Raw genomic sequence first — 22,012 nt, 5'->3', positions numbered from 1 at the left:
TAGGGTGGCTCATGACCCTGCTCTATCCCGTCCTCAGCAAGACCGCCTACCGCCTGGATTTCGCCCTCTACGGCCTGGCTTGCGCCCTGCTGGCCGGCCTGCTGCTGAGCCTGGCCTGGCGGGCCGGCTGGGCGCAGATCCTGCTGGGTCTGGCCTGCATCGCGGCCGGCGTGCTGCTGTGGAGCCTGATCGAATACGCCGTGCACCGTTTCGTCTTCCACGGCATGCAGCCCTTCAAGCGCTGGCATGCGGCGCACCACCAGCAGCCGGGGGCGCTGATCGGCATGCCCACGCTGCTGAGCGTGCCGCTGTTCGCGGGCCTGGTGTTCCTGCCGGCCTGGGCCCTGCTGGGCCTGCCGGCCGCCGCAGCGCTGATGCTGGGCGTGCTGGGCGCCTATATCGCCTATGGCGTGGTGCACCACCTCAGCCACCACGGTAAACGCCTGCCGCCCTGGCTGCTGCAGCGCCGCCATTGGCATGCCCTGCACCACCGCGGTGCCAACGCCGGCCGCTACGGCGTCAGCAGTTCGTTCTGGGACCGCGCCTTCGGCAGCTGCTGAGGCGCTGTTGCGCGCAGGCCCGCTGGTACGCCAGCGCACAGACCGGCGCGGCGGCAGGCCCTACAAGGGAACTTGCCCCGCAAATGCAAGACCAGCGGCCACCAAGCCAGCACGAAAGCCCCAATGAAAAACCACCATTCCCTGCGTCTCATCGCCCTTGCCAGCCTTGGCGCCCTGTGCGCTGCCGGCCCCGCCCTCGCGCAGGAGCAGGGCAGCTATCTCGGCCTGGGCATCGGCCAGTCCAGCGCCAAGCTGAACGACGCCGCCATGGCCGGCAGCGTGCTGGGCAGCGGCTTCGGCATCACCGCGCTGGAGCGCGACCGCCGCGATACCGGCTACAAGCTGTTCGGCGGCTGGCAGTTCAACCGCTACCTGGCGCTGGAAGCGGGCTATTTCCGCCTCGGCGAGTTCAGCTCGGTGGCCAGCACCCTGCCCGCCGGCAGCCTCGACACCCACATCAAGATGCAGGGCGTGAACCTCGACCTGGTGGCCACCCTGCCCATCACCGACAGCCTGTCGGCGCTTGGCCGCATCGGCGGCACCTATGCGCGCAACCGGGCCGATTTCGTCGGCAGCGGCGCCGCGGCGGCGATCAACCACGAGCAGCGCGCACGTGGCAGCAATGCCAAGTACGGCGCCGGCCTGCAATATGCCTTCTCGCCCAGCCTGCTGGTGCGCGGCGAGGTGGAGCGCTACCGCATGAACGACACCACCGGCGGCCACGGCAATGTGGACCTGGTCTCGGTGAGCCTGGTGTTCCCGCTCGGCCGCAGCAGCAACTACAGCGCACCGCGCGCCGCCGCGCCGCAGCCCGTCTATGTGGCGCAGGCACCCGCGCCGGCGCCGGTGCTGGCACCCGCACCGGTGGTGATGGCGCCGATGGTGATGCCGCCCGCCCCGCCGCCGGTCAGGCGAGTGAGTTTCTCGGCCGAATCGCTGTTCGGCTTCGACCGCTCGACGGTGCGCCCCGAGGGCCAGGCGGCGCTTGACAACTTCAGCCGCGAGCTGGCCGGCAGCAGCTACCAGGTCATCAATGTCGAGGGCCACACCGACCGCCTCGGCAGCGAGGCCTACAACCAGCATCTCTCCGAGCAGCGTGCCGAGGCGGTGAAGCGCTATCTGGTCGACAGCGGCAAGCTCGAGGCCAGCAAGATCGCCGCGGTGGGCAGGAGCGAATCGCAGCCGCTCACCAAGCCTGAGGACTGCAAGGGCAGCAAGCAGACGGCCGCCCTGATCGCCTGCCTGCAGCCGGACCGCCGCGTCGACATCGAAGTGGTCGGTACCCGCTGATCGCGTCCCCACAGGCAAGACCCAATGACGGCGGGAGGCCTTCATGACGATGACATCCGGGCATCCAGCCGCACGCTGGAGCACCTCTTCCTTCGGCGCCTGCGTCGACACCAGCCCCGCCGAGCTTGACGCGCTCGGCGCGCACCTGCACGCCTGCCATGCGCAGCGCGGCCGCTGGTTCGGCCTGCGTTGCCGGGCCGATCTGATGCATGGCTTTCTGGCGGCACGGCTGGTCAGCAGCCTGCTGGCCGTGGTGGTGCTGATCGGACTCGCGCTGCTGGCGCTGCGGTGAGGCTGGCGCAGTGAGGGCGGCCGAGCTCGCGCGCCATGTGCCGGAGGCCGCGCCGGCCCTGCTGGCCCTGCTGGACCCGGCGCGCGGGCCGCTGCAGCCGCCGATACGCTCAGAGATCTTCGGGCCGCAGCGCTTTGCCCAGCATGGGCTGAGCCTGGGCCTCACGCACCGCAGCGCCAGCGTGGCCCGGCGTTGGCAGGCCGGCTTCTCGCCACGCCTGCGCGACAACATCGCGATGCTGCGCGAGGCACAGCGCTATATCGGCACCCAGGCCGAGATGGGCGTGGACCTCAGCCCGGCGGCCGAATGGCTGCTGGACAACTTCCACCTCATCGATGCCCAGCTCAAGGAGGTGCACGAGGGCCTGCCGCGCAGCTACTTCCGCACCCTGCCCCTGCTGCCCGACGAGCCGCTGGCCGGGCTGCCGCGCATCTACGGCCTGGCCTGGGCCTTCGTCGCGCATACCGACGGCGGTTTCGACGAAGAGCTGCTGCGCCACTACCTGGCCGCCTACCAGCAGAGCTGCGAGCTCAGGCTGGGTGAGATCTGGGCCCTGCCCACCACCTTGCGCGTGGTGCTGATCGAGAACCTGCGCCGCCTGGCCGAGCGCGTGGCCTGCCACAAGGCCGCGCGCGAGCTGGCAAACCTGTGCTGCGACCAGCTCGACAGCGGCAGCCCGCGCGAGTTCGATGCGCTGCTGCGCCAGCTGGTGCTGCGCGGGGTCGACCGCGTGTTCCTGGTGCAGCTGGCGCAGCGCCTGCTCAAGCAGCCGCACGATGCCGACAACCCCAGCAGCCCGATCCAGGCCTGGCTGCGCCTGGCCCTGCCAGATCTCGCCACCCTGCTGGCCCAGCAGGACGCCGACCAGGCCGCCGACAACCTCAGCGTCAGCAATGCCGTGAGCTCGCTGCGCGCCATCGGCGATGCCGACTGGGGCGAGCTGGTGGACGGCAGCAGCCTGCTGATGCAGCGCCTGCTGAGCGCGCCCGGCTTTGCCGCCGAGCATGCGGCCAGCCGCGAGCTCAGCCTGCATGCCATCGAAGGCCTGGCGCGGCGCAGCCGGCGCAGCGAGCTGGCGGTGGCTGAGGCCCTGCTGGTCCTGATGGGCGAGGCCGGCCGGCAGCCCGAAGCCGCGCGCGCCGCCTACCCGGGCTTCTGGCTGCGCGGCCCCGGCCGGCCGCGCCTGCTGCGCTCGCTGGGCCTGACCGAGCCGCTGCGCCTTGCCGCGCGCGCGCTGCTGCGCCGCCTGGCCCTGCCGCTCTACCTGAGCGGCCTGGCGCTGCTGAGCCTGGCCCTGGTGGCCTGGCTGCTGGCCCAGGCCGGTGCCGCCACCGGCGCGCTGCCGCTGCTGCTCACCGGCGCGCTGATGTTGTTCCCGGCCTCCGAGGCGGTGATCGCACTGCTGCACAGGCTCATCAGCGAATCGACGCGCCCGCGCCAGCTGCCGCGCCTGGCGCTGGGTGGCGGCATCCCGGCCGCGCACCGCGTGATGGTGGTGATCCCCTGCCTGCTCACGAGCCCCGCCGCGGTGCGCGCGCTGACGCGCCGGCTCGAGCTGCACCAGCTCGCCAACCCCGAGGCCCAGGCCCAGTTCGGCCTGCTGAGCGACTGGGCCGATGCCGATGCCGCCAGCGCTGCCGCCGACGCCGGCCTGCTGAACGATGCGCGCGGCCAGATCCAGGCCCTCAATAGCCGCTACCCCGCCGCGCCCGGCCAGGCAGCGCGCTTCCTGCTGCTGCACCGCGAGCGCAGCTACAGCGCCAGCGAGCAGCGCTGGATCGGCTGGGAGCGCAAGCGCGGCAAGCTGGAGCAGCTGGTGGCGGCGCTGGCCGAGGGCCAGCAGGCCGCCTTTCTCGATCTGGGCACCGAGGCCGTGATCGCCGCCGACACGCGCTACATCGTCACGCTGGACAGCGATACCGAGCTGCCGCCCGGCCGCCTGCGCGAGCTGGTGGGCGTGGCCGCGCATCCGCACAACCAGCCGCGCCTGGACGCGAGCGGGCGCCGCCTGGTGGGCGGCTACGGCATCCTGCAGCCCCAGGTGGCGTCGCCCCTGCCGGACCTGCAAGACCTGACCCCCTACCACTGGCTGTTCGCCGGCCAGTGCGGCATCGACCCCTACAGCGCCGCCAGCTCCGAGGTCTACCAGGACCTGTTCGCCGAGGGAAGCTTCGCCGGCAAGGGCCTGCTGCACGTGCAGGCCCTGCATGCGGTGCTGGCCGGCTCGCTGCCGGTGGCGCGCGTGCTCAGCCACGACCTGCTGGAGGGCGCCCTGGTGCGCTGCGCCACCCTCAGCGACATCAACGTGATCGAGGACGCCCCCTTCCACGCCGACGTGGCGGCGGCGCGCGTGCACCGCTGGACGCGCGGCGACTGGCAGCTGCTGCCCTTCCTGCTGAACCCCTGGCGCTACCCCATCCGCGCGCTGAACCGCTGGAAGATGCTGGACAACCTGCGCCGCTCGCTGGTGGCGCCGGCCGCGCTGGCGCTGCTGCTGCTGAGCCTGGCCAGTGGCTGGCTGGCCGCGCCGGCGGCGCTGGCCCTGGTGCTGGCCGCCTACATGGCGGGCCCGCTGCTGGGTGCGCTGGCGGCGCTGCACTCGCACCGCGAGGACCTGGCACGCGCGCACTTCTACCGTCAGGCCCTGGCCGATCTGGGCCGCGCCCTGTGCGGCGGGCTCTGGCAGCTGCAGCAGCTGCTGGCCCAGGCCCTGCTGGCGCTGGACGCGATCGTGCGTGCGCTCTACCGCATGGGCGTGAGCCACCGCCATCTGCTGCAATGGACCACCGCCGCCGCGGCCCAGGCGGCAGCGCAGACGCGCCTGCCCGCGCTGCTGCGCCAGCACCGCGCCGAGCCCCTGCTGGCCGGCGTGCTGCTGGCCGGCCTGCTGCTGTGGGGCACGGCCGCGCCAGTGTTGGCCTGTGCCCTGGCCCTGCTGTGGGCCAGCGCGCCGCTGGCGGTGTGGTGGGCCAGCCGGCCACGCGCACCGCGCGCCGACGCGGCCCTGCCCGCGGCCGACCAGCTCTATCTGCGCGGCATTGCGCGCGACACCTGGCGCCTGTTCGAGCGCTGCATCGGCCCCGACGACCGCCAACTGCCGCCCGACAATCTGCAGACCCTGCCCGCCGAGATGCTGGCGCACCGCACCTCGCCCACCAATATCGGCCTCTACCTGCTGAGCTGCGCCTGCGCGCGCGAGTTCGGCTGGATCGGCAGCGCCGAGCTGGTGCAGCGCCTGCAGGCCACGCTCGCCACCCTGGCCACCCTCGCGCGCCACCGCGGCCACTTCTACAACTGGTACGACACCCAGAGCGGCGCACCGTTGCTGCCCATCTATGTCTCCAGCGTCGACAGCGGCAACCTCAGCGGCCATCTGCTGGCGCTGGCCCAGGCCTGCCTGGAGCTGGCCGCCGAGCCGCTCAACGACGCCGCCATGCAGGCCAGCCTGGCCGAGCTGCAGCAGCGCATCACCAGTGCCGCCGGTGGTGACGGCGGCTGCGCCGAGCTCGACTGGCTGAGCGCCGACTACGAGGCCACCCTGCGCTCGGCGGCGCTGGACCGCCAGGCCAGCGCCGCCACCCTCAGCACGCAGCTGCGGGCGCTGGCCGCGGCCTGCGAGCGCCTGGCCTGGGAGCCCGAGTTCGGCTTTCTCTACCACCGCAAGCGCCATCTCTTCCACATCGGCTACCGCGTCGCCGAGCAGCAGCTGGACGCCGGCTTCTACGATCTGCTGGCCTCGGAATCACGCCTCACCAGCCTGCTGGCAATCGCCAAGGGCGATGTGCCGGTGCAGCATTGGGCGGCGCTGGGCCGGCCCTTCTACGCGGTGGGCCGGCATGCGGCGCTGCGCTCCTGGTCGGGCTCGATGTTCGAGTACCTGATGCCCAGCCTGATCCTGGCCGAGCCGCCCGGCAGCGTGCTGCGCGAGGCCTGCTGCGCCGCCCTGCACGAGCAGATCGCCTATGCGGCCGAACAGCAGCAGCCGGGCCTGCCCTGGGGCATCTCGGAATCGGCCTTCGCCGGGCGCGACCACAGCCTGGCCTACCAGTACGCGCCGCAGGGCGTGCCGCGCCTGGCGCTGCGCCGCACCCCGGCCGACGAGCTGGTGGTGGCCCCCTATGCGACGGCGCTGGCCGCGCAGCTCGCACCGCATGGCGCGACGCGCAATCTGCGCGCCCTGCAGGCGCTGGGCGCGCGCGAGCGCTACGGCTTCATCGAGGCGCTGGACTTCTCGCCCGCCCGGCTCACCGAGGCGCTGGAGGGCAGCCCCGAGCTGCCCTATGCACCGGTGGCCACCTTCATGTCGCACCACCAGGGCATGAGCATCGTGGCGCTGGCCAATGTGCTGCTGCAGGGCGCGCCGCAGCGCTGGGGCATGGCCAATGCCCATGTGGCGGCGGTGGCCTCGCTGCTGCACGAGCGCGCGCCGCGCGAGATCTCCACCCTCAGCACGCCGGTGCTGCCGCTGCCGCCGCAGCTGCTGCAGCGCCGCCCGCCCGGCCTGCTGCGCGAGCTGCTGCCCGGCGACACCGGCCTGCCGGCCACCCAGCTGCTTTCCAACGGCCGCTATGCGCTGAGCCTGCGCGCCAACGGCGCGGGCGAGAGCCGCTGGGGCCGCCTGGGCCTGACGCGCTGGCGCGACGACGCGCTGCGCGACGCCTACGGCAGCTTCTTCTTCCTGCGCCGCAGCCCGGAGGCCACGCCGGTCTCGCTGAGCCAGCATCCGGCGCCCGACGCCGCCGCCAGCTACCGCGCGGTGTTCCACGCCGACCGCGTCTGCCTGCACGCCAGCTGGCCCGAGCTGCAGGCGCAGACGACGGTCTGGGTCAGCCCTGAGGACGACATCGAGTTCCGCTCGGTCGAGCTGCGCAATCTGGGCGCTGCGGCGATCGAGCTGGAGCTGATCTCGGCCTTCGAGCCCACGCTCTCGGAGCCGCGCGCCGACGAGGCGCATCCGGCCTTCGCCAATCTGTTCCTGCGTGCCGAATGGCAGCCGGCCCAGCAGGCCCTGTGGTTCGAGCGCAAGCCGCGCCTGGCCAACGAGCCGGCGCTGCTGGCGGCGCATTTCCTGGTGGCCGGCGACGCCGACATCCGCGCCCTGGCGGTGCAGACCGACCGCGCGCAGTGGCTGGGCCGCAACCGCCTGGTCAGCCAGCCGCTGGCCAAGCTGCAAACGGTGGCGATGGCCGCGGACGGCCTGGCGCAGGCACTCGACACCGGGCTGGACCCGGTCTGCGCGCTGGCGCTGACGCTGCGCATCCCGGCCCATGGCAAGGCCTTGCTGACCTTCGCCACCGCCGCCGCCGACCAGCCGGCGGTGCTGCACGCGGTGATCGACAAATATCGCCAGGCCAGCCATGTGGAACGCGCCTCGCTGATGTCGGCCACGCTCGCCAGCATCCGCCTGCGCGCGCTGCGCATCAGCCCCGACAACCATGCCGCCACCCAGCTGCTCAGCACCGCCCTGCTCTACACCCTGACGCGCCCCGACGCTGGCGCCACCGGCAAGGCCTGGGCGGGCAGCGACAAGCGCCTGCTGTGGCGCTACGGCATCTCGGGCGACCGACCGCTGCTGCTGGTGAGCATCGCCGCCAGCCAGGGCCTGGGTCTGCTGCGCGCGCTGGCGCAGGCGCTGCGGCTGTGGGAATGGGGCGGCCTGGCCTGCGAGCTGGTGGTACTGAACCAGGAGCCGGCCTCCTACCAGATGGCCCTGCAGCGCGAGCTGGCCTTGCTGCGCGAGCGCCACCTGGCCGATGGCCTGGCCCTGCCGCAGGGTGCGGTGACCCAGTTCCACCTGCTGCGCGCCGAGGAGGTCTCGGCCGAGGAGCTGGCCACCCTGCAGGCCCTGGCACGCCTGCACCTGCAGGCCGATGGCCGGCCGCTGCGCCAGCATGTGGCCGACTGGGCCGCCCTGCACGAGCAGGCCCTGGCGCTGCGCCAGGAAGTGCCGGCCAGCGCGCTGGCGCGCACCGCGCCGCCACCCCAGCCCGCCATCTCGCAGGGCGAGTTCGCCAGCGACGGCAGCGCCCGCTTCAGTTTCTCGGCCGGCGCCGCCGAGCGGCCCCAGCGGCCATGGATCAATGTGCTGGCGAACGCGGACTTCGGCTGCCATGTCTCGGAGGCCGGCGGCGGCTACAGCTGGGCCACCAACAGCCGCATGAACCAGCTCACCGCCTGGGCCAACGACCCGCTGGCCGACCCGGCCGGCGAGCATCTGCTGCTGCAGGACCTGCGCAGCCGCGAGGTCTGGAGCGCCAGCGCCGGCGCCGGTGGCGATGCCGCGCTGCGCTACCAGGTCAGCCATGCGCAGGGCAGCACCCTCATCAGCCACCGGCGCGGCGAGCTGAGCATCAGCCTCACTTGGTGCGTGGACCCGCAGGCGGCCGTCAAGCAGCTGCGCCTGCAGCTGCACAACGCCGGGCCGCGCACGCGCCATCTGCGCGTGCTGGCGCTGGCCGAGTGGCTGCTGGGCGCCAGCCGCAGCGACCGCGCCAGCGTGCACACCGAGCGCCAGGGCGGGGTGCTGTTCGCCACCCAGCGCGAGCAGTCCGCCGGCTTCGGCGGCGGCACCGCCTTCCTCGCGCTGGCCGGCCCCGCCGCGCCGAGCGATTGGAGCTGCGACCGCCGTGAGTTCTTCGACGCCGGCGGCGCCCTGGTGCTGCCGCATGCGCTGGGGCGCCTGAGCGGCAGCGGCCTCGACCCCTGCGCGGCGCTGGCCTGCGAGCTGGCGATCGCGCCGGGCGCGAGCGAGCAGCGCGTGTTCCTGCTCGGCTATGCGGCCAGCCCCGCGGCGGCGCGCCAGCTCGCCGCCAGCGCCGCGCAGCAGGACGCTGCCGGCCGCGAGGCCCTGGCGCATGCGCAATGGGACGAGCTGCTGGGCGCCACCACGGTGGCAACGCCTGACCCCCTGTTCGACGCGATGGTGAACCGCTGGCTGCTCTACCAGACCCTGGCCTGCCGCATCTGGGCCAAGGCCGGGCTCTACCAGGCCGGCGGCGCCACCGGTTTCCGCGACCATCTGCAGGACGCGATGGCGCTGGCCTGGGCCGCGCCGGCCCGGCTGCGCGCCCAGATCCTGCTGGCCGCCTCGCGCCAGTTCCCCGAGGGCGACGTGCAGCATTGGTGGCACGCACCCGGCGGCGCCGGCGTGCGCACCCATTGCAGCGACGATCTGCTGTGGCTGCCGCAGGCCCTCTTGCACTATCTGCGCGCCAGCGACGACCAGGCCCTGCTGGACGAAACCCAGCCCTTCCTGGACGGCGCGCCGATTGCGCCCGGCGCCGCGGACGCCTACGACACCCCGGCCACCAGTGTATGGAGCGCGAGTGTCTACGAGCATGCGGCGCGCTGCATCGACCACAGCCTGCGCGTCGGCGCCCATGGCCTGCCGCTGATGGGCGCGGGCGACTGGAACGACGGCATGAACCGGGTCGGCGACCAGGGGCGCGGCGAGTCGGTCTGGCTGGCCTGGTTCGCCTGCCAGCTGGTGGCCGGCTTCGCGCCGCTGGCGCGCCAGCGCGGCGAACCCGAGCGCGCCGCGCGCTGGGAGCAGGCGGCCGAGGGCTGGCAGGCGGCGCTGCAGGGCCCGGCCTGGGACGGCCTGTGGTTCAAGCGCGCTTTCTTCGATGACGGCTCGCCACTGGGCTCGCATGTCAATAGCGAGGCGCGCATCGACCTGATTGCGCAGGCCTGGAGCGTGCTGTCGGGCGTGGCGCCGCTGCCCCGGCAACGCCTGGCGATGGCGGCCGTGGAGCGCGAACTGGTGGACCATGAGATGGGCCTGCTGCGCCTGCTGCATCCGCCCCTGGCCCAGGCCCAGCCCAGCGCAGGCTACATCCAGGCCTACCCGCCGGGGGTGCGCGAGAACGGCGGCCAGTACTCGCATGCCGGTGTCTGGGCGCTGATGGCGCAGGCGCAACTCGCGCAGCAGAGCCAGCTCGCCGAGGCGGGCGATCTGGCCTACCGCTATTTCACCTATCTGAGCCCGGCCCACCGCGCCGCCGATGCCCTGCGCGGGCTGGCCTACGGCATCGAGCCCTATGTGATGGCGGGTGATGTCTACAGCCAGCCGCCCTATCTGGGGCGCGGCGGCTGGAGCTGGTACACCGGCTCGGCCGCCTGGCTGCAGCGCGCCGCCGTGGAATCGCTCTTCGGCCTGCAGCTGGAGGCGCACCGCCTCAGCCTGCGCCCCTGTCTGCCCTCACATTGGCCCGAGGCCCGGCTGACGCTGCGGCGCGGCGCGCGCGTGATGCGTTTCCTGCTGCTGCGCGTGCCGCCGGCCCTGGCACAAAAACAGGCCGCCGCCATCCTGGGGGATGGAGCGGCGGCCCAAGTCTTGCTGCCGGGTCAGTGCGTGAACTGGAACGAACTGGCTTTGGATGCCAGCTTTGTCGTCCCCCTGCTAGCGTGATGCGATCACGCCGTTCACATCCGACAGCAGGATCTCCACGCGCCGGTTCAGCTGGCGTCCGGCGGCGTTGTCATTGCCGGCCACCGGGCGGGTCTCGCCCAGGCCGCGCACGCTGAGGCGATCGGCCGCCACGCCCTGGCCGACGATGGCGTCGCGCACCGCCTCGGCACGCCGCTGCGACAAGCCCTCGTTGCTGCTGTCGCTGCCCACGCTGTCGGTATGGCCCTCCACCAGCAGGCGACGCTGCGGGTACTGCTTCATGAAGGCGGCCAGCTGCTCCAGATTGCGCAGGCCGCCGGGCTTGAGGCGGGCCTGGTTGTTGTCGAACAGCACATCGCCGATGGTGATCACCAGGCCGCGCTCGGTCTGCTTGGCATTGAGCGCGCGCAGCTCGGTTTCGAGCTGGTAGGTGCGCACCTGGGCATCGTCGGCGGCGCGCCGCGCGGCCTCGGCATCGGCCACCGCCATCGAGGTCTGGCGCTGCGCGGCCAGGGTCTGCTGCTGCGCCGCGGCGGCGCTGAGCTTGGCGGCATCCGCCTCGCTGGTACGGGCGGCAAGCCGCATGCGGTCGCGCTCCACCTGCGACTGCACCACCGCGCGCTCGGCGGCGCGCTGGCGCGCGCTTTCCTGCGCGATCGCCGTGCGCTGCGCCGCCACATAGGCGAGGTGATTGACGCTACCGGCCTCGTCGCGGCGCGCATAGGCCTGGTCGGCACGCTCCAGCGCCTCGCCCGCCTGCTTGAGTTCGGCCGGCGCCAGCTCGCGCGTCTGCGCGTCGTTCTGGGCCTGGCGGTAGTCGGCGCGCGCGGTCTCGAGTTGCGGGTTGCTGGCCGGTATCGAGCTGCACGCCATCAGGACGGCGCTCGCCGCCAGGGCGATCAGGGTGCGGGGATTGCTGCGGATCATGCTCATGATGGATTCCTTGCGGGGGTTGATGGGGGTCACGGGGTTCACTGCGTCTTGCGCTCGAGTTCTTCGCGCAGCACGCGGCCGTCTTCCTTGACGGCCGTGGCGGCCTTGCCGGCCTTGCCCGCCTCCGACTTGCTCTGCGCCAGCCGCGCATCGACCTGCGCCTCCTCGGCCAACAGGCGTGCCTGGGCGTAATGCTTGTCGTTGATGGCGAGCTGGGCGCGCTCCAGCTTGTCGCGCGCCATGCGCATCTCGGCGGGTGCGTATTCGTTGCCGCCGGCGCTCTGGGCCTGGCCCATGGCGGCCTTGCCCAGCGCCATCTCGGCGTCGGGCGGTGGGGTGCTGGCGCAGGCCGCCAGCGCGAGGATCAACAAGCCGCTCAGGGCGGATACAGAAAGGGTGCGCATGGGGCTACTCCGTGGTTGGGATGTCGCGGCCAGCCTGCGGTGCCCCGGCGCTGGCGTCGGTGCGTTGACGCACCGAGCCGACAGATGCGGCGTCGTCCTACAAGAGCAGGTGCTGCCCGACTATGGGCGGCGCCGCCGCGCCTTCCTACATTGAGGCTTCACCCATCCAGGAGCATCACCATGACCATCCGCCACCTCACCACCGCCGCGCTCAGCGCCCTCGTCCTCGTGTTCGCCAGCGGCTGTGCCGTCACGCGCGGCCAAGAGACCGTCGGGGCCTATGTGGACGACACCGCCATCACCACCGCCGTGAAGGGCCGCTTCATCGACAACAAGGACGTCGATGCCTCGGCCATCAGCGTGGAGACGCTCAATGGCACCGTCATGCTCTCGGGCTTTGCCAAGAGCCTGAAGGAAAAGACCACCGCCGAGGGCATCACCTGGAAGATCGCCGGGGTGAAGAACGTGAAGAACGAAATCGCCATCCGTCCGTAATCATTGAACGCAAGGAATCACCATGAACTGGGATCGCATACAGGGCAACTGGAAACAGACCACCGGCCGCGTCAAGGAGCAATGGGGCAAACTGACCGACGACGACCTCGACATCGTCGCCGGCCGGCGCGATCAGCTCGCCGGCATGATCCAGGAACGCTACGGCCTGGCCAAGGAAGACGCCGAGAAGCAGCTGTCGGCCTGGCAGCGCAGCGCCACCGATGCGTGGTTCGGCAAGGACGACGCCGCCAAGAAGCACTGAGCCTGCCTACACTGGGCAGGCGGGCCTGTCAGCAGGCCCTGACAAGGACCTGCCATGCAGCACGCCACCCGGATAGAGACCGACAGCCTGGGCGAGATCGCCGTGCCGGCCGAGGCACTGTGGGGGGCGCAGACGCAGCGCTCCCTGCTGCACTTCCACATCTCCAGCGAACGCATGCCGCCCCCGCTGCTGCAGGCGTTGGCCCGCATCAAGGCCGAGGCGGCGCGGGTCAATGCCGAGCTGGGCCTGCTGGACGCGACGCTGGCGGCCGCGATCGCCCAGGCGGCCAGCGAGGTGCTGGCCGGCGAGCATGCCGAGGCCTTCCCGCTCTCGGTCTGGCAGACCGGCTCGGGCACGCAGACGAATATGAATATGAACGAGGTGCTGGCGAATCGCGCCTCCGAGCTGCTGGGCGGCGGGCGCGGCAGCGAGCGCCATGTGCATCCCAACGACCATGTGAACCTGGGCCAGTCGTCCAACGACGTCTTTCCCAGCGCCATGCACGTGGCCGCCGCGCTCGAGCTGGCGAACCAGCTGCTGCCCAGCCTGCTGGCCCTGCGCGACACCCTGGCCGCCAAGGCGGCCGAGTACGTCGATCTGATCAAGATCGGCCGCACCCATCTGCAGGACGCGACGCCGCTGACCCTGGGCCAGGAGATGTCGGGCTGGGTGGCCCAGCTCGAGCTGGCCGAGCAAGCCATCCGCGCCAGCCAGCACGCGCTGCACGAGCTGGCGATCGGCGGCACCGCGGTGGGCACCGGCCTCAACACCCATGCCGAGTTCGGCCGGCGCGTGGCGGCACGCCTGGCCGCCGGCACCGGCCTGCCGCTGCGCTGCGCCGCCAACCGCTATGCCGCGCTGGCCGGCCACGAGGCCCTGGTGGCGGCGCATGGCGCGCTCAAGACCCTGGCCACGGCGCTGATCAAGATCGCCAACGACGTGCGCTGGCTGGCCTCCGGGCCGCGCTGCGGCCTGGGCGAGCTGCGCATCCCGGAGAACGAGCCGGGCAGCTCCATCATGCCCGGCAAGATCAACCCGACCCAGTGCGAGGCGCTCACCATGCTCAGCTGCCAGGTGCTGGGCAACGACGTGGCGCTGAGCATCGGCGCGGCCTCGGGCAGCTTCGAGCTGAACGTCTTCAAGCCTCTGATCGCCCACAACTTCCTGCAGAGCCTGCGCCTGCTGGCCGAGGGCATGGCCAGCTTCGACACGCATTGCGCGCGCGGCATCACGGCGGACCGCGCGCGCATCGCCGAGCTGCTGGCGCGCTCGCTGATGCTGGTGACGGCGCTGAGCCCGCATATCGGCTACGACCAGGCCGCCGCCATCGCCAAGCAGGCCCATGGCCAGGGCCTGAGCCTGCGCGAGGCGGCGCTGGCCTCGGGCCTGCTGACGGCCGAGCAGTTCGACGCCTGGGTGCGGCCGGAGCGGATGGTGTAGGAGGCGCTCCTCCGCAGACGGGTGATGCGCAATCGGCCCAGATCGGTTTGAATAGGGTGCGTCGACACCCATGGAGGGCCGAGCTATGACAAACGCTGCACAAATACTCCGTTCCAAGCCCGCTGCGACCGTGTTCAGCATCGAACCCACGGCCTCGGTCTTTGAGGCGGTGCGCCTGATGGCCGACAAGAACATCGGCGCGCTGCTGGTCGTGGAGCGCGGCAAGGTGGTGGGCATCGTCTCGGAACGCGATTACGCGCGCAAGATCGTGCTGATGGACCGGTCGTCCAAGGACACGCTGCTGCGCGACATCATGTCCAGCCCGGTGATGGTGGTACCGCCCGACCGCAGCGCCGAGGAATGCATGGCGCTGATGACCGAGCACCGGCTGCGCCACCTGCCGGTGATGGACGGTGAACGGCTGCTGGGCCTCGTCTCGATCGGCGACCTGGTCAAGGCCACCATCGCCGACCAGCAGTTCATCATCGAGCAGCTCGAACACTATATTGCCGGGCGACGCGACTGAGCGGCCCGCGCCCGGCTGCGGCCGGAGCGGCTGGCAGCGCTGGGGTGTAGCCGACTGGGTCACCTTGCTGCAGCGCAGCGGAGGGATTTCCCGCAACTGGCGGCGCGGCCGCGCTGGTAGTCTGGCCTTTCCGATCGCACCCCAGGCTTCAAGGAGAACCCGATGAGGACCCTGCGCATCCTGATGACCGCCTTCACCCTGCTGGGCATGGGCGCCGCGGCTACGGCCAACACGCTGACCCAGAACGTCTCCTGGACCATAGACCGGGCCGGCACCAGCACCAAATACCGCCTGGTGGCCTATGGCGACTCGATCTACGCGGGCTACAACGGCTCGACCCTCAATGCCGCCAAGTACGCGGCCCCGACGGTGGATGCGGAATACCTCTCGGCGCTGTGGAATGCCGATATCGAGAGCGTGCGGCGCGCCAAGTCCGGCGCGGTGGCCTCCGACGTCTACAACAACAAGATCGTGGCCGAGAAGTCCTATATGCAGGCCGCCTCGACGCGCGTCGTGACCTTCGAGATGTGCGGCAACGACGGCCTGCAGGCACGCTCGGCCTTCAAGAGCCAGACCGGCACCTGCAACTATGCGGGCATGGACAGCGCCGTCAACAGCTGCAAGACCTATGTGGCGGCGGCGATGGACTTCATCAACGCGAATGCCTATGCCGGCACCAAGCTGAAGATCATCTCCAACCTGCACTACCCGGGCTACGCCGCCGACAATGTGCAGAGCAGCTGCAAGGACGCCAGCACCGGCGCGACGGTGAACCTGCAGAGCCTGTTCCTGCCCAAGCTCGCCACCATGAACTACTGGATGTGCGAGTTCGCCCGCCAGAAGGGCTTCAAGTGCGCGGACAACTTCGCCCAGTACATGGGCGCCGACTATGACGCCAATGGCGACGGCCAGGTCGACTCCGACGCGCTGCGCTATGTGGCCGGCGAGAGCGAGGCCAGCTATGTGAACCGCATCAGCAACACGCTGCGCGCCACCCTGCGCGATGCCAACACGCATTTCGTCTCGGCCAGCAGCAGCTACGACTACATCCAGTCCGACAACACCCACCCCACCTATACCGGCGGCACCGTCAGCGCCGGCCTGTTCGGCGGCACCACCGGCTCGGGCGCGCCGCGCTACACCTCGTTCAGCGGCGGCAAGAGCCCGATCTGGAACCAGTACGGCCACGAGCGCATGGGCTGGGCGATTTCCACCTCCAACCCCGCGGCGCCCTGAGGGCGGGTCGGGGCCATGTCCATGCGCCACCGTCCCGATCAAGCCGGCGGCTGGCGGCCCTCGCTGGGCCTGCTGGCGATCGCCCTGGGCCTGGTGCTGACGGCCGGCGCCTGGTGGTGGATGGGGGCGCCCGACGCCGCGGCTGAGCCACTAGCCGCGGCCGCGCCGCTCGCCCCGACGCCTGACCTTGTACCGACGGCGGCCGTGGTCGCGGTGGCGGCAGCCAGCAACGTCGCGGCCACACCGCCGGCCCAGTACGGCGCAGCGCCGCCACGCATCCCGCGCCAGCGCGACCCCAACGGCGATCTGACAGCCGACCTGGCCGACTATGTCAACGAGGGCGAGCGCCCCGGCATGGCCGAGGTCATCGCGCGCCTGCACCAGGCCGGCGTCTACACCGGCCTGGGTGCCTTCTCGCCGCCGGGCACGCGCCCGCCCCTGCTGGGCCTGGCCGTGCCGGAAGACTTCCCGCTGCCGGCCGGCTATGTGCGGCATCACCAGGCCACCGATGACGGCCAGCGCATCGAAGCCATCCTGATGTTCGCGCCCGATGCGCAGCTGGTGGACGCGGCGCGCCAGCCGATCGCGATGCCGGCGGACCGCGTGGTACCGCCCGAGCTCGCGCCGCCGGGCCTGCCGCTACGGCGCATCGTGGTGCCGGCGCCGCTCGAGCGACCCGGGGGTTGAGCATCAGCGAACTGCTGCACAGGCTGGCCGCCAGCCGCTGGTTGGGCATGCTTGTCAGCGCGCTGCTGTGCGGCCTGTACGCGCGCGGCGACGGCGCCTGGCCGCTCGGCTTCGTGGCCCTGCTGCCCTGGCTGCACCGGCTCAGCGCGGTGACCTCGCTGCGGGGCACGCTGCTGAGCGCCTGGGCCATGTCGGTGCTCTACACGTTGGCGGTGTTCGCCTGGTTCGGCAGCGCCATCGGCGCCTACACGCAGCTGGGCGCCGGCACCGGCCTGCTGCTGCTCCTGCTGCTGGCGCCGCTGTTCCAGCCGCAGTTCTTCGCCTTTGTGCTGCTGCGGCGGCTGGGCCGCCGCTGCAGCCGCAACCGGCGTGCGCTGGCCGGGGCGCTGATGGGCAGCGCGGCCTGGGTCGGCGCCGAGTGGCTGCTGCCCAGGCTCTTGGGCGACACGCTGGGCTATGGCCTCTATCCCGCGCGCATGCTGCGCCAGGCCGCCGATCTCGGCGGTGCGGCGGGGCTCACGCTGCTGCTGCTGCTGAGCAACGAGGCCCTGGCCGAGGCACTGGCGCGGCGTGCGCATGGCGCGCGGGCATTGGCGCGGCCGCTGGCGCTGGCGGCCCTGGTGCCGCTGCTGCTGGCCGGCTACGGCGCTTATGCGCTGGCGGCGCTGGCGGCCCTGCCGGCGGCCGGCAAGCCGCTGCGCATGGGCCTGGTGCAGGCGAATATCACCGACTACGAGGCCCTGCGCCGCGAGCAGGGCGCGGCCGCGGTGGTGCGCGCGGTGCTGGACACGCATTTCGCGATGTCCTTCGATGCCATCGAGCGCCAGCACGCCGATGCGGTGCTGTGGTCGGAGACGGTCTATCCCACCACCTTCGGCCATCCCAAGAGCGAGGCCGGCGCCGAATTCGACGCCGAGATACTGACGATCGTGAACGCCGCCGGCGTGCCCTTTGTGTTCGGCACCTATGACCGCGATGCGGCGGGCGAGTACAACGCCGCCGCCTTCGTCGCGCCCGGCGCGGGCCTGCTGGGCCTGTACCGCAAGACCCGACCCTTCCCGCTCACCGAATACGTGCCGCCCTGGCTGGACGGCCCGGCCCTGCGGCGCTGGCTGCCCTGGGCCGGCAGCTGGCGGCCGGGCAGCGGCGCGCGCGTGTTCCCGCTGCGCCTGGCCGATGGCCGCGAGATCCCGGTGCTGGCGCTGATCTGCCTGGACGCCGTCGATACCGGCCTCGCCATCGAGGGCGCACGCCTGGGCGGCCAGGCCATCCTGACCCTGTCCAACGACGCCTGGTTCAACGCCCTGCCGCAGGGCGCGGCCCTGCACCAGGCGGTGGCGGCGTTTCGCAGCATCGAGACGCGCCTGCCGCAGTTCCGCGTCACCAGCAACGGCTTCAGCGCCATCATCGATGCGGGCGGCAGCATCGTCGCCGGCTCGCGCCTGGGCGAACGCGTGCTGGTGCTGGGCGAGCTGCCGGTGCGCGAGGCCGGCGGCCGCCCCACCCTGATGCTGGCCTGGGGCGACTGGGTGGGGCGCGCGGCAGTCGCCGCGCTGGCCCTGCTGGCCTTGGGCACCGCCTTGCGCCGCTGGTGGCGACCCGGCGAAGCACAGCCGGACCCCGCCGCCAGCGATGCCGCCACCCTGGCAAGCGTGGCCGTGCTGCCGCCCACCGCCCGCCTCGCCGCCGGCCTGCTGCGCGGCTTTGCGCGCGCCAGCCTGCTGTGGATGCTGGCGGCGATGGCGCTGGGCGATGGCCTGCTGCAGCTGAGCACGCTGGCGCAGCTGCGCAGCGTGGCGGCGCTGTTCCTCGCCCCCGAGCTGGCGGCCTGGTGCGTGCTGCGCGCCTTCACCGCGCGCGTCAGCATCGATGCTGAAGCCGGCACGCTGGTGCTGGCGCGCGGCCGCCAGCGCCTGGCCCTGCCGCTGCGGGACATCGCCGGCATCGAGCCCTGGCGGCTGCGCCTGCCGGGCCCGGGCGCCTGGCTGCGCCTGGCCGGCGGCCGGCGCTGGCACTACGGGCTGGCGCTGGCCGACCCGCTGGCGCTGGCGCGCCTGCTGCGGCTGGCACCCCCGCCTCCCTTGTCGTTTCCGGCCCGCTACGCGCAACTCTGCCTAACTTCCAGCCGGCGCAGCCGCCTGCAGCGGCCGGCGGCGAAGTTCCTGCTGCTGCCGCTGGCGCTGGCAATACCGGCTTTTCGCCTGCACCAGCAGATCGCCTACGGCGGCAGCTTCGGCGAGCTGCAGGCCTATGGGGCGCTACTCTTCCTCAAGGGCTTTGCGCTCTGGTGGGCCGCCTGGGCGATCGGCGTGCTGCTGTGCGCCGCGCTGCTGCGCGCCGCCATCGAGGCCGGCACGCTGGCGGCCCTGCTGCTGCGCCCGCAACAAGCCGGCGCGCTGCGCGGCTGGCTGGAGCGCCTGGGCCTGGCCTTGCTCTACCTGGGCCTGCCGGCCTGGCTGCTGCTGCGCCTGCTGGCGCCCTGAGCCGGGCGGGCCGCCGCGCCTACAGCGCCATCGCCGGCCGCAACGCCATCGCCTGGCGCCAGCGCAGCAGCTGCGGGTGCTGCTCGCCGGGCTTGACGCGCACCACGCGTGCGAAGTCCACCGCCACCACGGCGGTGATGTCGGCGATGCTGAAACGCTCGGCGGCAATGAAATCGCGGCCCTGCAGGCGCGTGTCGAGCTCGACGAAGAACTGCTGCAGCCGCGCCAGGCCGCGCTGCGCCAGTGCAGGGATCTGCGCATAGTCCACCGGCCCCGGCAGCGCGCGGTTGGCCATCGCCGGGGCGCTGTTGCGCATCGCCTCGGCGATCGCCATCAGGCCCTCGAACTCGATGCGCCATTGCCAGCTCGCGATCTCGGCCTTCTCGGCGGGCGTGCTGCCCAGCAGCGCCGGCTCCGGAAAGCGCGCCTCCAGATAGGCGGCGATGGCGGCGTTGTCGGTCAGCAGCAGGCCCTCTTCGGTGCGCAGCGCCGGCACCGTGCATTGCGGGTTGATGCGCCGGTAGGCCTCGCTGAGCTGCTCGCCCTGGCGCAGGTCCACCTGCACCGTCTCATGCGCCACGCCCTTCTCGGCCAGCAGGATGCGCGCGCGGCGCGGGCTCGGCGCGGTCGCGCAGTCGTAGAGGGTGATCATGGCGGCGTCCTTCCAGCCGGCTCGGCCAGCTTGTCCTGGGTGCGGGTCTCGAAGTCGCTGGCCGCGTGGCGCTCCAGCAGCTGGCTGGCGGGCTGGCCCCAGCTGCGGTTGACGATGCGGCCGCGCCGCACCGCGGGGCGCTGGGCGATCGCGTCGGTCCAGCGCAGCACATGGCGGTAGTCCTGCACCTGCAGGAACTCGCCCGCGCCATAGAGCTGGCCCTTCACGAGCGTGCCATACCAGGGCCAGACCGCCATGTCGGCGATGGTGTAGTCGGCGCCGGCGAGGTAAGGGCTCTCGGCCAGGCGCCGATCCAGCACATCGAGCTGACGCTTCACCTCCATGGCATAGCGGTCGATCGCGTACTCGATCTTCTCGGGCGCGTAGGCGTAGAAATGGCCAAAGCCGCCGCCGAGAAAGGGCGCGCTGCCCATCTGCCAGAACAGCCACGACAGGCATTCGGCGCGCGCCGCGCCGCCGGCCGGCAAGAAGGCGCCGAACTTCTCGGCCAGGTGCAGCAGGATCGCGCCCGACTCGAACACGCGCAGCGGCTCGGGCCCGCTGCGGTCCAGCAGGGCCGGGATCTTGGAGTTCGGGTTGATGCCCACAAAACCGCTGCCGAACTGCTCGCCCGCGTCGATGCGCACCAGCCAGGCGTCGTACTCGGCGCCCGCATGGCCCGCCTCCAGCAGCTCCTCCAGCAGCACCGTGACCTTCACGCCATTGGGCGTGGCGAGCGAATACAGCTGCAGCGGATGGCGGCCCACCGGCAGCTCGCGCTCATGGGTGGCACCGGCCACCGGCCGGTTGATGGCGGCGAAGCGGCCGCCGTTGCCGTCCTTCTTCCAGGCCCAGACGCTGGGCGGCTGGTAGGGTGCGGCCTCGCTCATGCAGTGGGTGCTCCCGGCTTGGGCAGCGCGGCGGCAAAAAAGCTCTCCGGCATCTGCACCGCGGTGACCTCGCCGCGCGCCGTCACCACGCCCTCGGCCAGCACCCAGGACTCGACGATCACCTTGCGGCCCTGGATGGCCTTGACGCGGCCGCGTATCTCCAGCGGGCCGGCGATCGGCGTGGGCTTGAGGTAGTCCACATGCAGGGAGCCGGTGACGAAACGGAAGGCCGGCTGCGTGTCCATCTCGCGCCCCTCGGCGCGGTACATGGCGGCGGCGGCCGTGCCGGTGCTGTGGCAATCGATCAGCGAGGCGATCAGGCCGCCATAGACATAACCCGGCACCGCGGTGTGGAAGGGCTCGGGCTGGTAGCGGGTGACGCTCTCCTCGCCCGCCCAATGCGTCTTGATCTGGTGGCCATGGCCGTTGAGGCGCCCGCAGCCATAGCAATGGGCGACGTTCTCGGGGTAGTTGTCCTGAAAGGCACTTTTTTCACTCATGGGCTTGCTCCGGCGTTCGCGGGGGTGTCGGGATGGCGCGCGCGCCAGGCCCGCATGGCCTGGCGGTAGGCGTCCATCGCCAGATCGTGCAGCTCGAAGATGCAGGGCTCGCAGCCATTGCCGCAGCAGGCCTCGAGCTCGGGCTGCACGGGTGGCATGGGCATCGGGTCGGGGTCGGGCGCGTCAGTGCTCATCATGGGCGCTCACGGCGCGCCGCGCTGCACGCGCGAGCCCAGCTCGGTGATGCCGCGCCGGCCATCGGCCAGCGGCGCGGTGGCCAGGCCCAGGTCCTGAAAGCGCTGCTGCATGGCCTCGCTGACGACGCGGCCGCCGAACACCTGCGGAATGAACCAGAGGTCGGCGACCTCGGCCGGGGTGAGCAGGGCACGGATCTCGGAAGCGGTCTTGGCGGTCATGGCACGGACTTTACCGCCAGGCCGTGTGCGCGCTCGAGCCGGTAATGGTGTTCGGTGCAGGCTTCGCCCTTGAACAGCGCCGCCTCGCTGTGCACCAACCGCAGGCCCAGGCGCTCCAGCAGCCGCATGCTGGCGTGGTTGCGCGCATCGGTGATGGCGATCAGCGCGCGCACCTCGGGGCGCGCGAACAGCATCTCGATGAGGGCGCGCAGCGCCTCGGTGGCCAGGCCCCGGCCCTGCGCCTCGCGCATCAGCGTGAAGCCGATCTCGGCCACGCCACCGGCATGCAGGCACAGGCCGATATCGCCCACCAGCTCGTCACCGGGGCGCTGTGCGATCGCCAGCTGCAGCCAGGCCTCCTCCACGAAGGCCGGGGCGGCGTGCATGCCGGCGATGAAGTCGGCCGCCTCCGCCATACTCAGCGCGCTCCAGCCCTGGTAGCGCGCCAGCTCCGGGTCGGCGCGGTAGGCGGCGAAGCGCGCCAGGTCGGCGGGCCGCAGGCGGCGCAGGCTGAGGCGCGCGGTCGTGAGGGTGCTGAACTCTTGCATGGCCGCGAC

Annotated in this window: 19 protein-coding genes; 11 read left to right on the top strand and 8 right to left on the bottom strand. The window is 72.0% G+C overall.

The window, feature by feature from the left end:
* Positions 1-11 precede the first annotated feature (11 nt).
* From AC3WQY_RS12325 to AC3WQY_RS12310, 4 genes are all read left to right on the top strand, one after another.
* Positions 12-560, top strand: coding sequence for a sterol desaturase family protein (locus AC3WQY_RS12325; RefSeq protein ID WP_492708722.1), 549 nt, complete (start codon positions 12-14; stop codon positions 558-560).
* A gap of 123 nt (positions 561-683) precedes the next feature.
* Positions 684-1,850 (top strand): OmpA family protein, encoded by a 1,167-nt coding sequence (locus tag AC3WQY_RS12320; RefSeq protein ID WP_285233169.1) that lies wholly within the window; start codon positions 684-686, stop codon positions 1,848-1,850.
* A gap of 43 nt (positions 1,851-1,893) precedes the next feature.
* A complete protein-coding gene (locus AC3WQY_RS12315) occupies positions 1,894-2,142 on the top strand; it encodes a hypothetical protein (RefSeq protein ID WP_285233170.1) in 249 nt (82 codons plus the stop codon).
* A 10-nt stretch (positions 2,143-2,152) separates the two neighbouring features.
* Positions 2,153-10,552 carry a glycoside hydrolase family 94 protein gene (locus AC3WQY_RS12310; RefSeq protein WP_492708719.1) on the top strand — a complete coding sequence of 2,800 codons (8,400 nt, stop codon included), beginning with the start codon at positions 2,153-2,155 and terminating at the stop codon, positions 10,550-10,552.
* Here the strand turns inward: AC3WQY_RS12310 and AC3WQY_RS12305 are convergent.
* Complete coding sequence (locus AC3WQY_RS12305) at positions 10,544-11,464, bottom strand: OmpA family protein (RefSeq protein ID WP_492708717.1); 921 nt, start codon at positions 11,462-11,464, stop codon at positions 10,544-10,546. The two genes, AC3WQY_RS12310 and AC3WQY_RS12305, sit on opposite strands and share 9 nt — an antisense overlap.
* Positions 11,465-11,502: 38 nt before the next feature.
* On the bottom strand, positions 11,503-11,868 hold the full coding sequence (locus AC3WQY_RS12300) for a DUF4398 domain-containing protein (RefSeq protein WP_492708716.1): 366 nt from the start codon (positions 11,866-11,868) through the stop codon (positions 11,503-11,505).
* A 180-nt stretch (positions 11,869-12,048) separates the two neighbouring features.
* Here AC3WQY_RS12300 and AC3WQY_RS12295 point away from each other — a divergent pair, with 180 nt between their 5' ends.
* The 7 genes from AC3WQY_RS12295 to lnt all read left to right on the top strand — a co-directional run bounded on the left by AC3WQY_RS12295 (position 12,049) and on the right by lnt (position 18,997).
* Positions 12,049-12,363 (top strand): BON domain-containing protein, encoded by a 315-nt coding sequence (locus AC3WQY_RS12295; RefSeq protein WP_492708714.1) that lies wholly within the window; start codon positions 12,049-12,051, stop codon positions 12,361-12,363.
* A 22-nt stretch (positions 12,364-12,385) separates the two neighbouring features.
* On the top strand, positions 12,386-12,625 hold the full coding sequence (locus AC3WQY_RS12290; RefSeq protein ID WP_285233175.1) for a CsbD family protein: 240 nt from the start codon (positions 12,386-12,388) through the stop codon (positions 12,623-12,625).
* A gap of 54 nt (positions 12,626-12,679) precedes the next feature.
* Positions 12,680-14,065 carry a class II fumarate hydratase gene (fumC, locus tag AC3WQY_RS12285; RefSeq protein ID WP_492708712.1) on the top strand — a complete coding sequence of 462 codons (1,386 nt, stop codon included), beginning with the start codon at positions 12,680-12,682 and terminating at the stop codon, positions 14,063-14,065.
* An 85-nt stretch (positions 14,066-14,150) separates the two neighbouring features.
* Complete coding sequence (locus tag AC3WQY_RS12280) at positions 14,151-14,591, top strand: CBS domain-containing protein (RefSeq protein WP_492708710.1); 441 nt, start codon at positions 14,151-14,153, stop codon at positions 14,589-14,591.
* Between the two features lie 162 nt (positions 14,592-14,753).
* The gene (locus tag AC3WQY_RS12275; RefSeq protein WP_492708708.1) at positions 14,754-15,827 is read left to right on the top strand and encodes an SGNH/GDSL hydrolase family protein; all 1,074 of its coding nucleotides are present in this window, start codon (positions 14,754-14,756) and stop codon (positions 15,825-15,827) included.
* A gap of 15 nt (positions 15,828-15,842) precedes the next feature.
* The gene (locus AC3WQY_RS12270) at positions 15,843-16,514 is read left to right on the top strand and encodes a hypothetical protein (RefSeq protein WP_492708706.1); all 672 of its coding nucleotides are present in this window, start codon (positions 15,843-15,845) and stop codon (positions 16,512-16,514) included.
* On the top strand, positions 16,511-18,997 hold the full coding sequence (lnt, locus tag AC3WQY_RS12265; RefSeq protein WP_492708704.1) for an apolipoprotein N-acyltransferase: 2,487 nt from the start codon (positions 16,511-16,513) through the stop codon (positions 18,995-18,997). Before AC3WQY_RS12270 ends, lnt begins: the two co-directional genes overlap by 4 nt.
* A gap of 19 nt (positions 18,998-19,016) precedes the next feature.
* Here the strand turns inward: lnt and AC3WQY_RS12260 are convergent, their stop codons facing one another.
* The 6 genes from AC3WQY_RS12260 to AC3WQY_RS12235 are packed head-to-tail and all read right to left on the bottom strand — an operon-like array spanning position 19,017 to position 22,003.
* Entirely contained in the window at positions 19,017-19,649 is a 633-nt protein-coding gene (locus AC3WQY_RS12260; RefSeq protein ID WP_492708702.1) for a glutathione S-transferase family protein, read from the bottom strand.
* Positions 19,646-20,539 (bottom strand): glutathione-dependent disulfide-bond oxidoreductase, encoded by an 894-nt coding sequence (gene yghU / locus AC3WQY_RS12255; protein ID WP_492708700.1) that lies wholly within the window; start codon positions 20,537-20,539, stop codon positions 19,646-19,648. Before yghU ends, AC3WQY_RS12260 begins: the two co-directional genes overlap by 4 nt.
* The gene (locus AC3WQY_RS12250) at positions 20,536-21,039 is read right to left on the bottom strand and encodes a PaaI family thioesterase (protein ID WP_492708698.1); all 504 of its coding nucleotides are present in this window, start codon (positions 21,037-21,039) and stop codon (positions 20,536-20,538) included. Before AC3WQY_RS12250 ends, yghU begins: the two co-directional genes overlap by 4 nt.
* On the bottom strand, positions 21,036-21,236 hold the full coding sequence (locus tag AC3WQY_RS12245; protein WP_285233184.1) for an oxidoreductase-like domain-containing protein: 201 nt from the start codon (positions 21,234-21,236) through the stop codon (positions 21,036-21,038). Before AC3WQY_RS12245 ends, AC3WQY_RS12250 begins: the two co-directional genes overlap by 4 nt.
* Before the next feature lie 6 nt (positions 21,237-21,242).
* Positions 21,243-21,455: a hypothetical protein gene (locus AC3WQY_RS12240; RefSeq protein WP_285233185.1), complete on the bottom strand. Its 213-nt coding sequence runs from the start codon at positions 21,453-21,455 to the stop codon at positions 21,243-21,245.
* Positions 21,452-22,003: a GNAT family N-acetyltransferase gene (locus AC3WQY_RS12235; RefSeq protein WP_285233186.1), complete on the bottom strand. Its 552-nt coding sequence runs from the start codon at positions 22,001-22,003 to the stop codon at positions 21,452-21,454. Before AC3WQY_RS12235 ends, AC3WQY_RS12240 begins: the two co-directional genes overlap by 4 nt.
* Between the last annotated feature and the right edge of the window lie 9 nt (positions 22,004-22,012).

This window comes from Roseateles sp. FW301-B2 (genome assembly GCF_058788955.1).
This window is presented reverse-complemented; position numbering and strand designations above follow the sequence as displayed.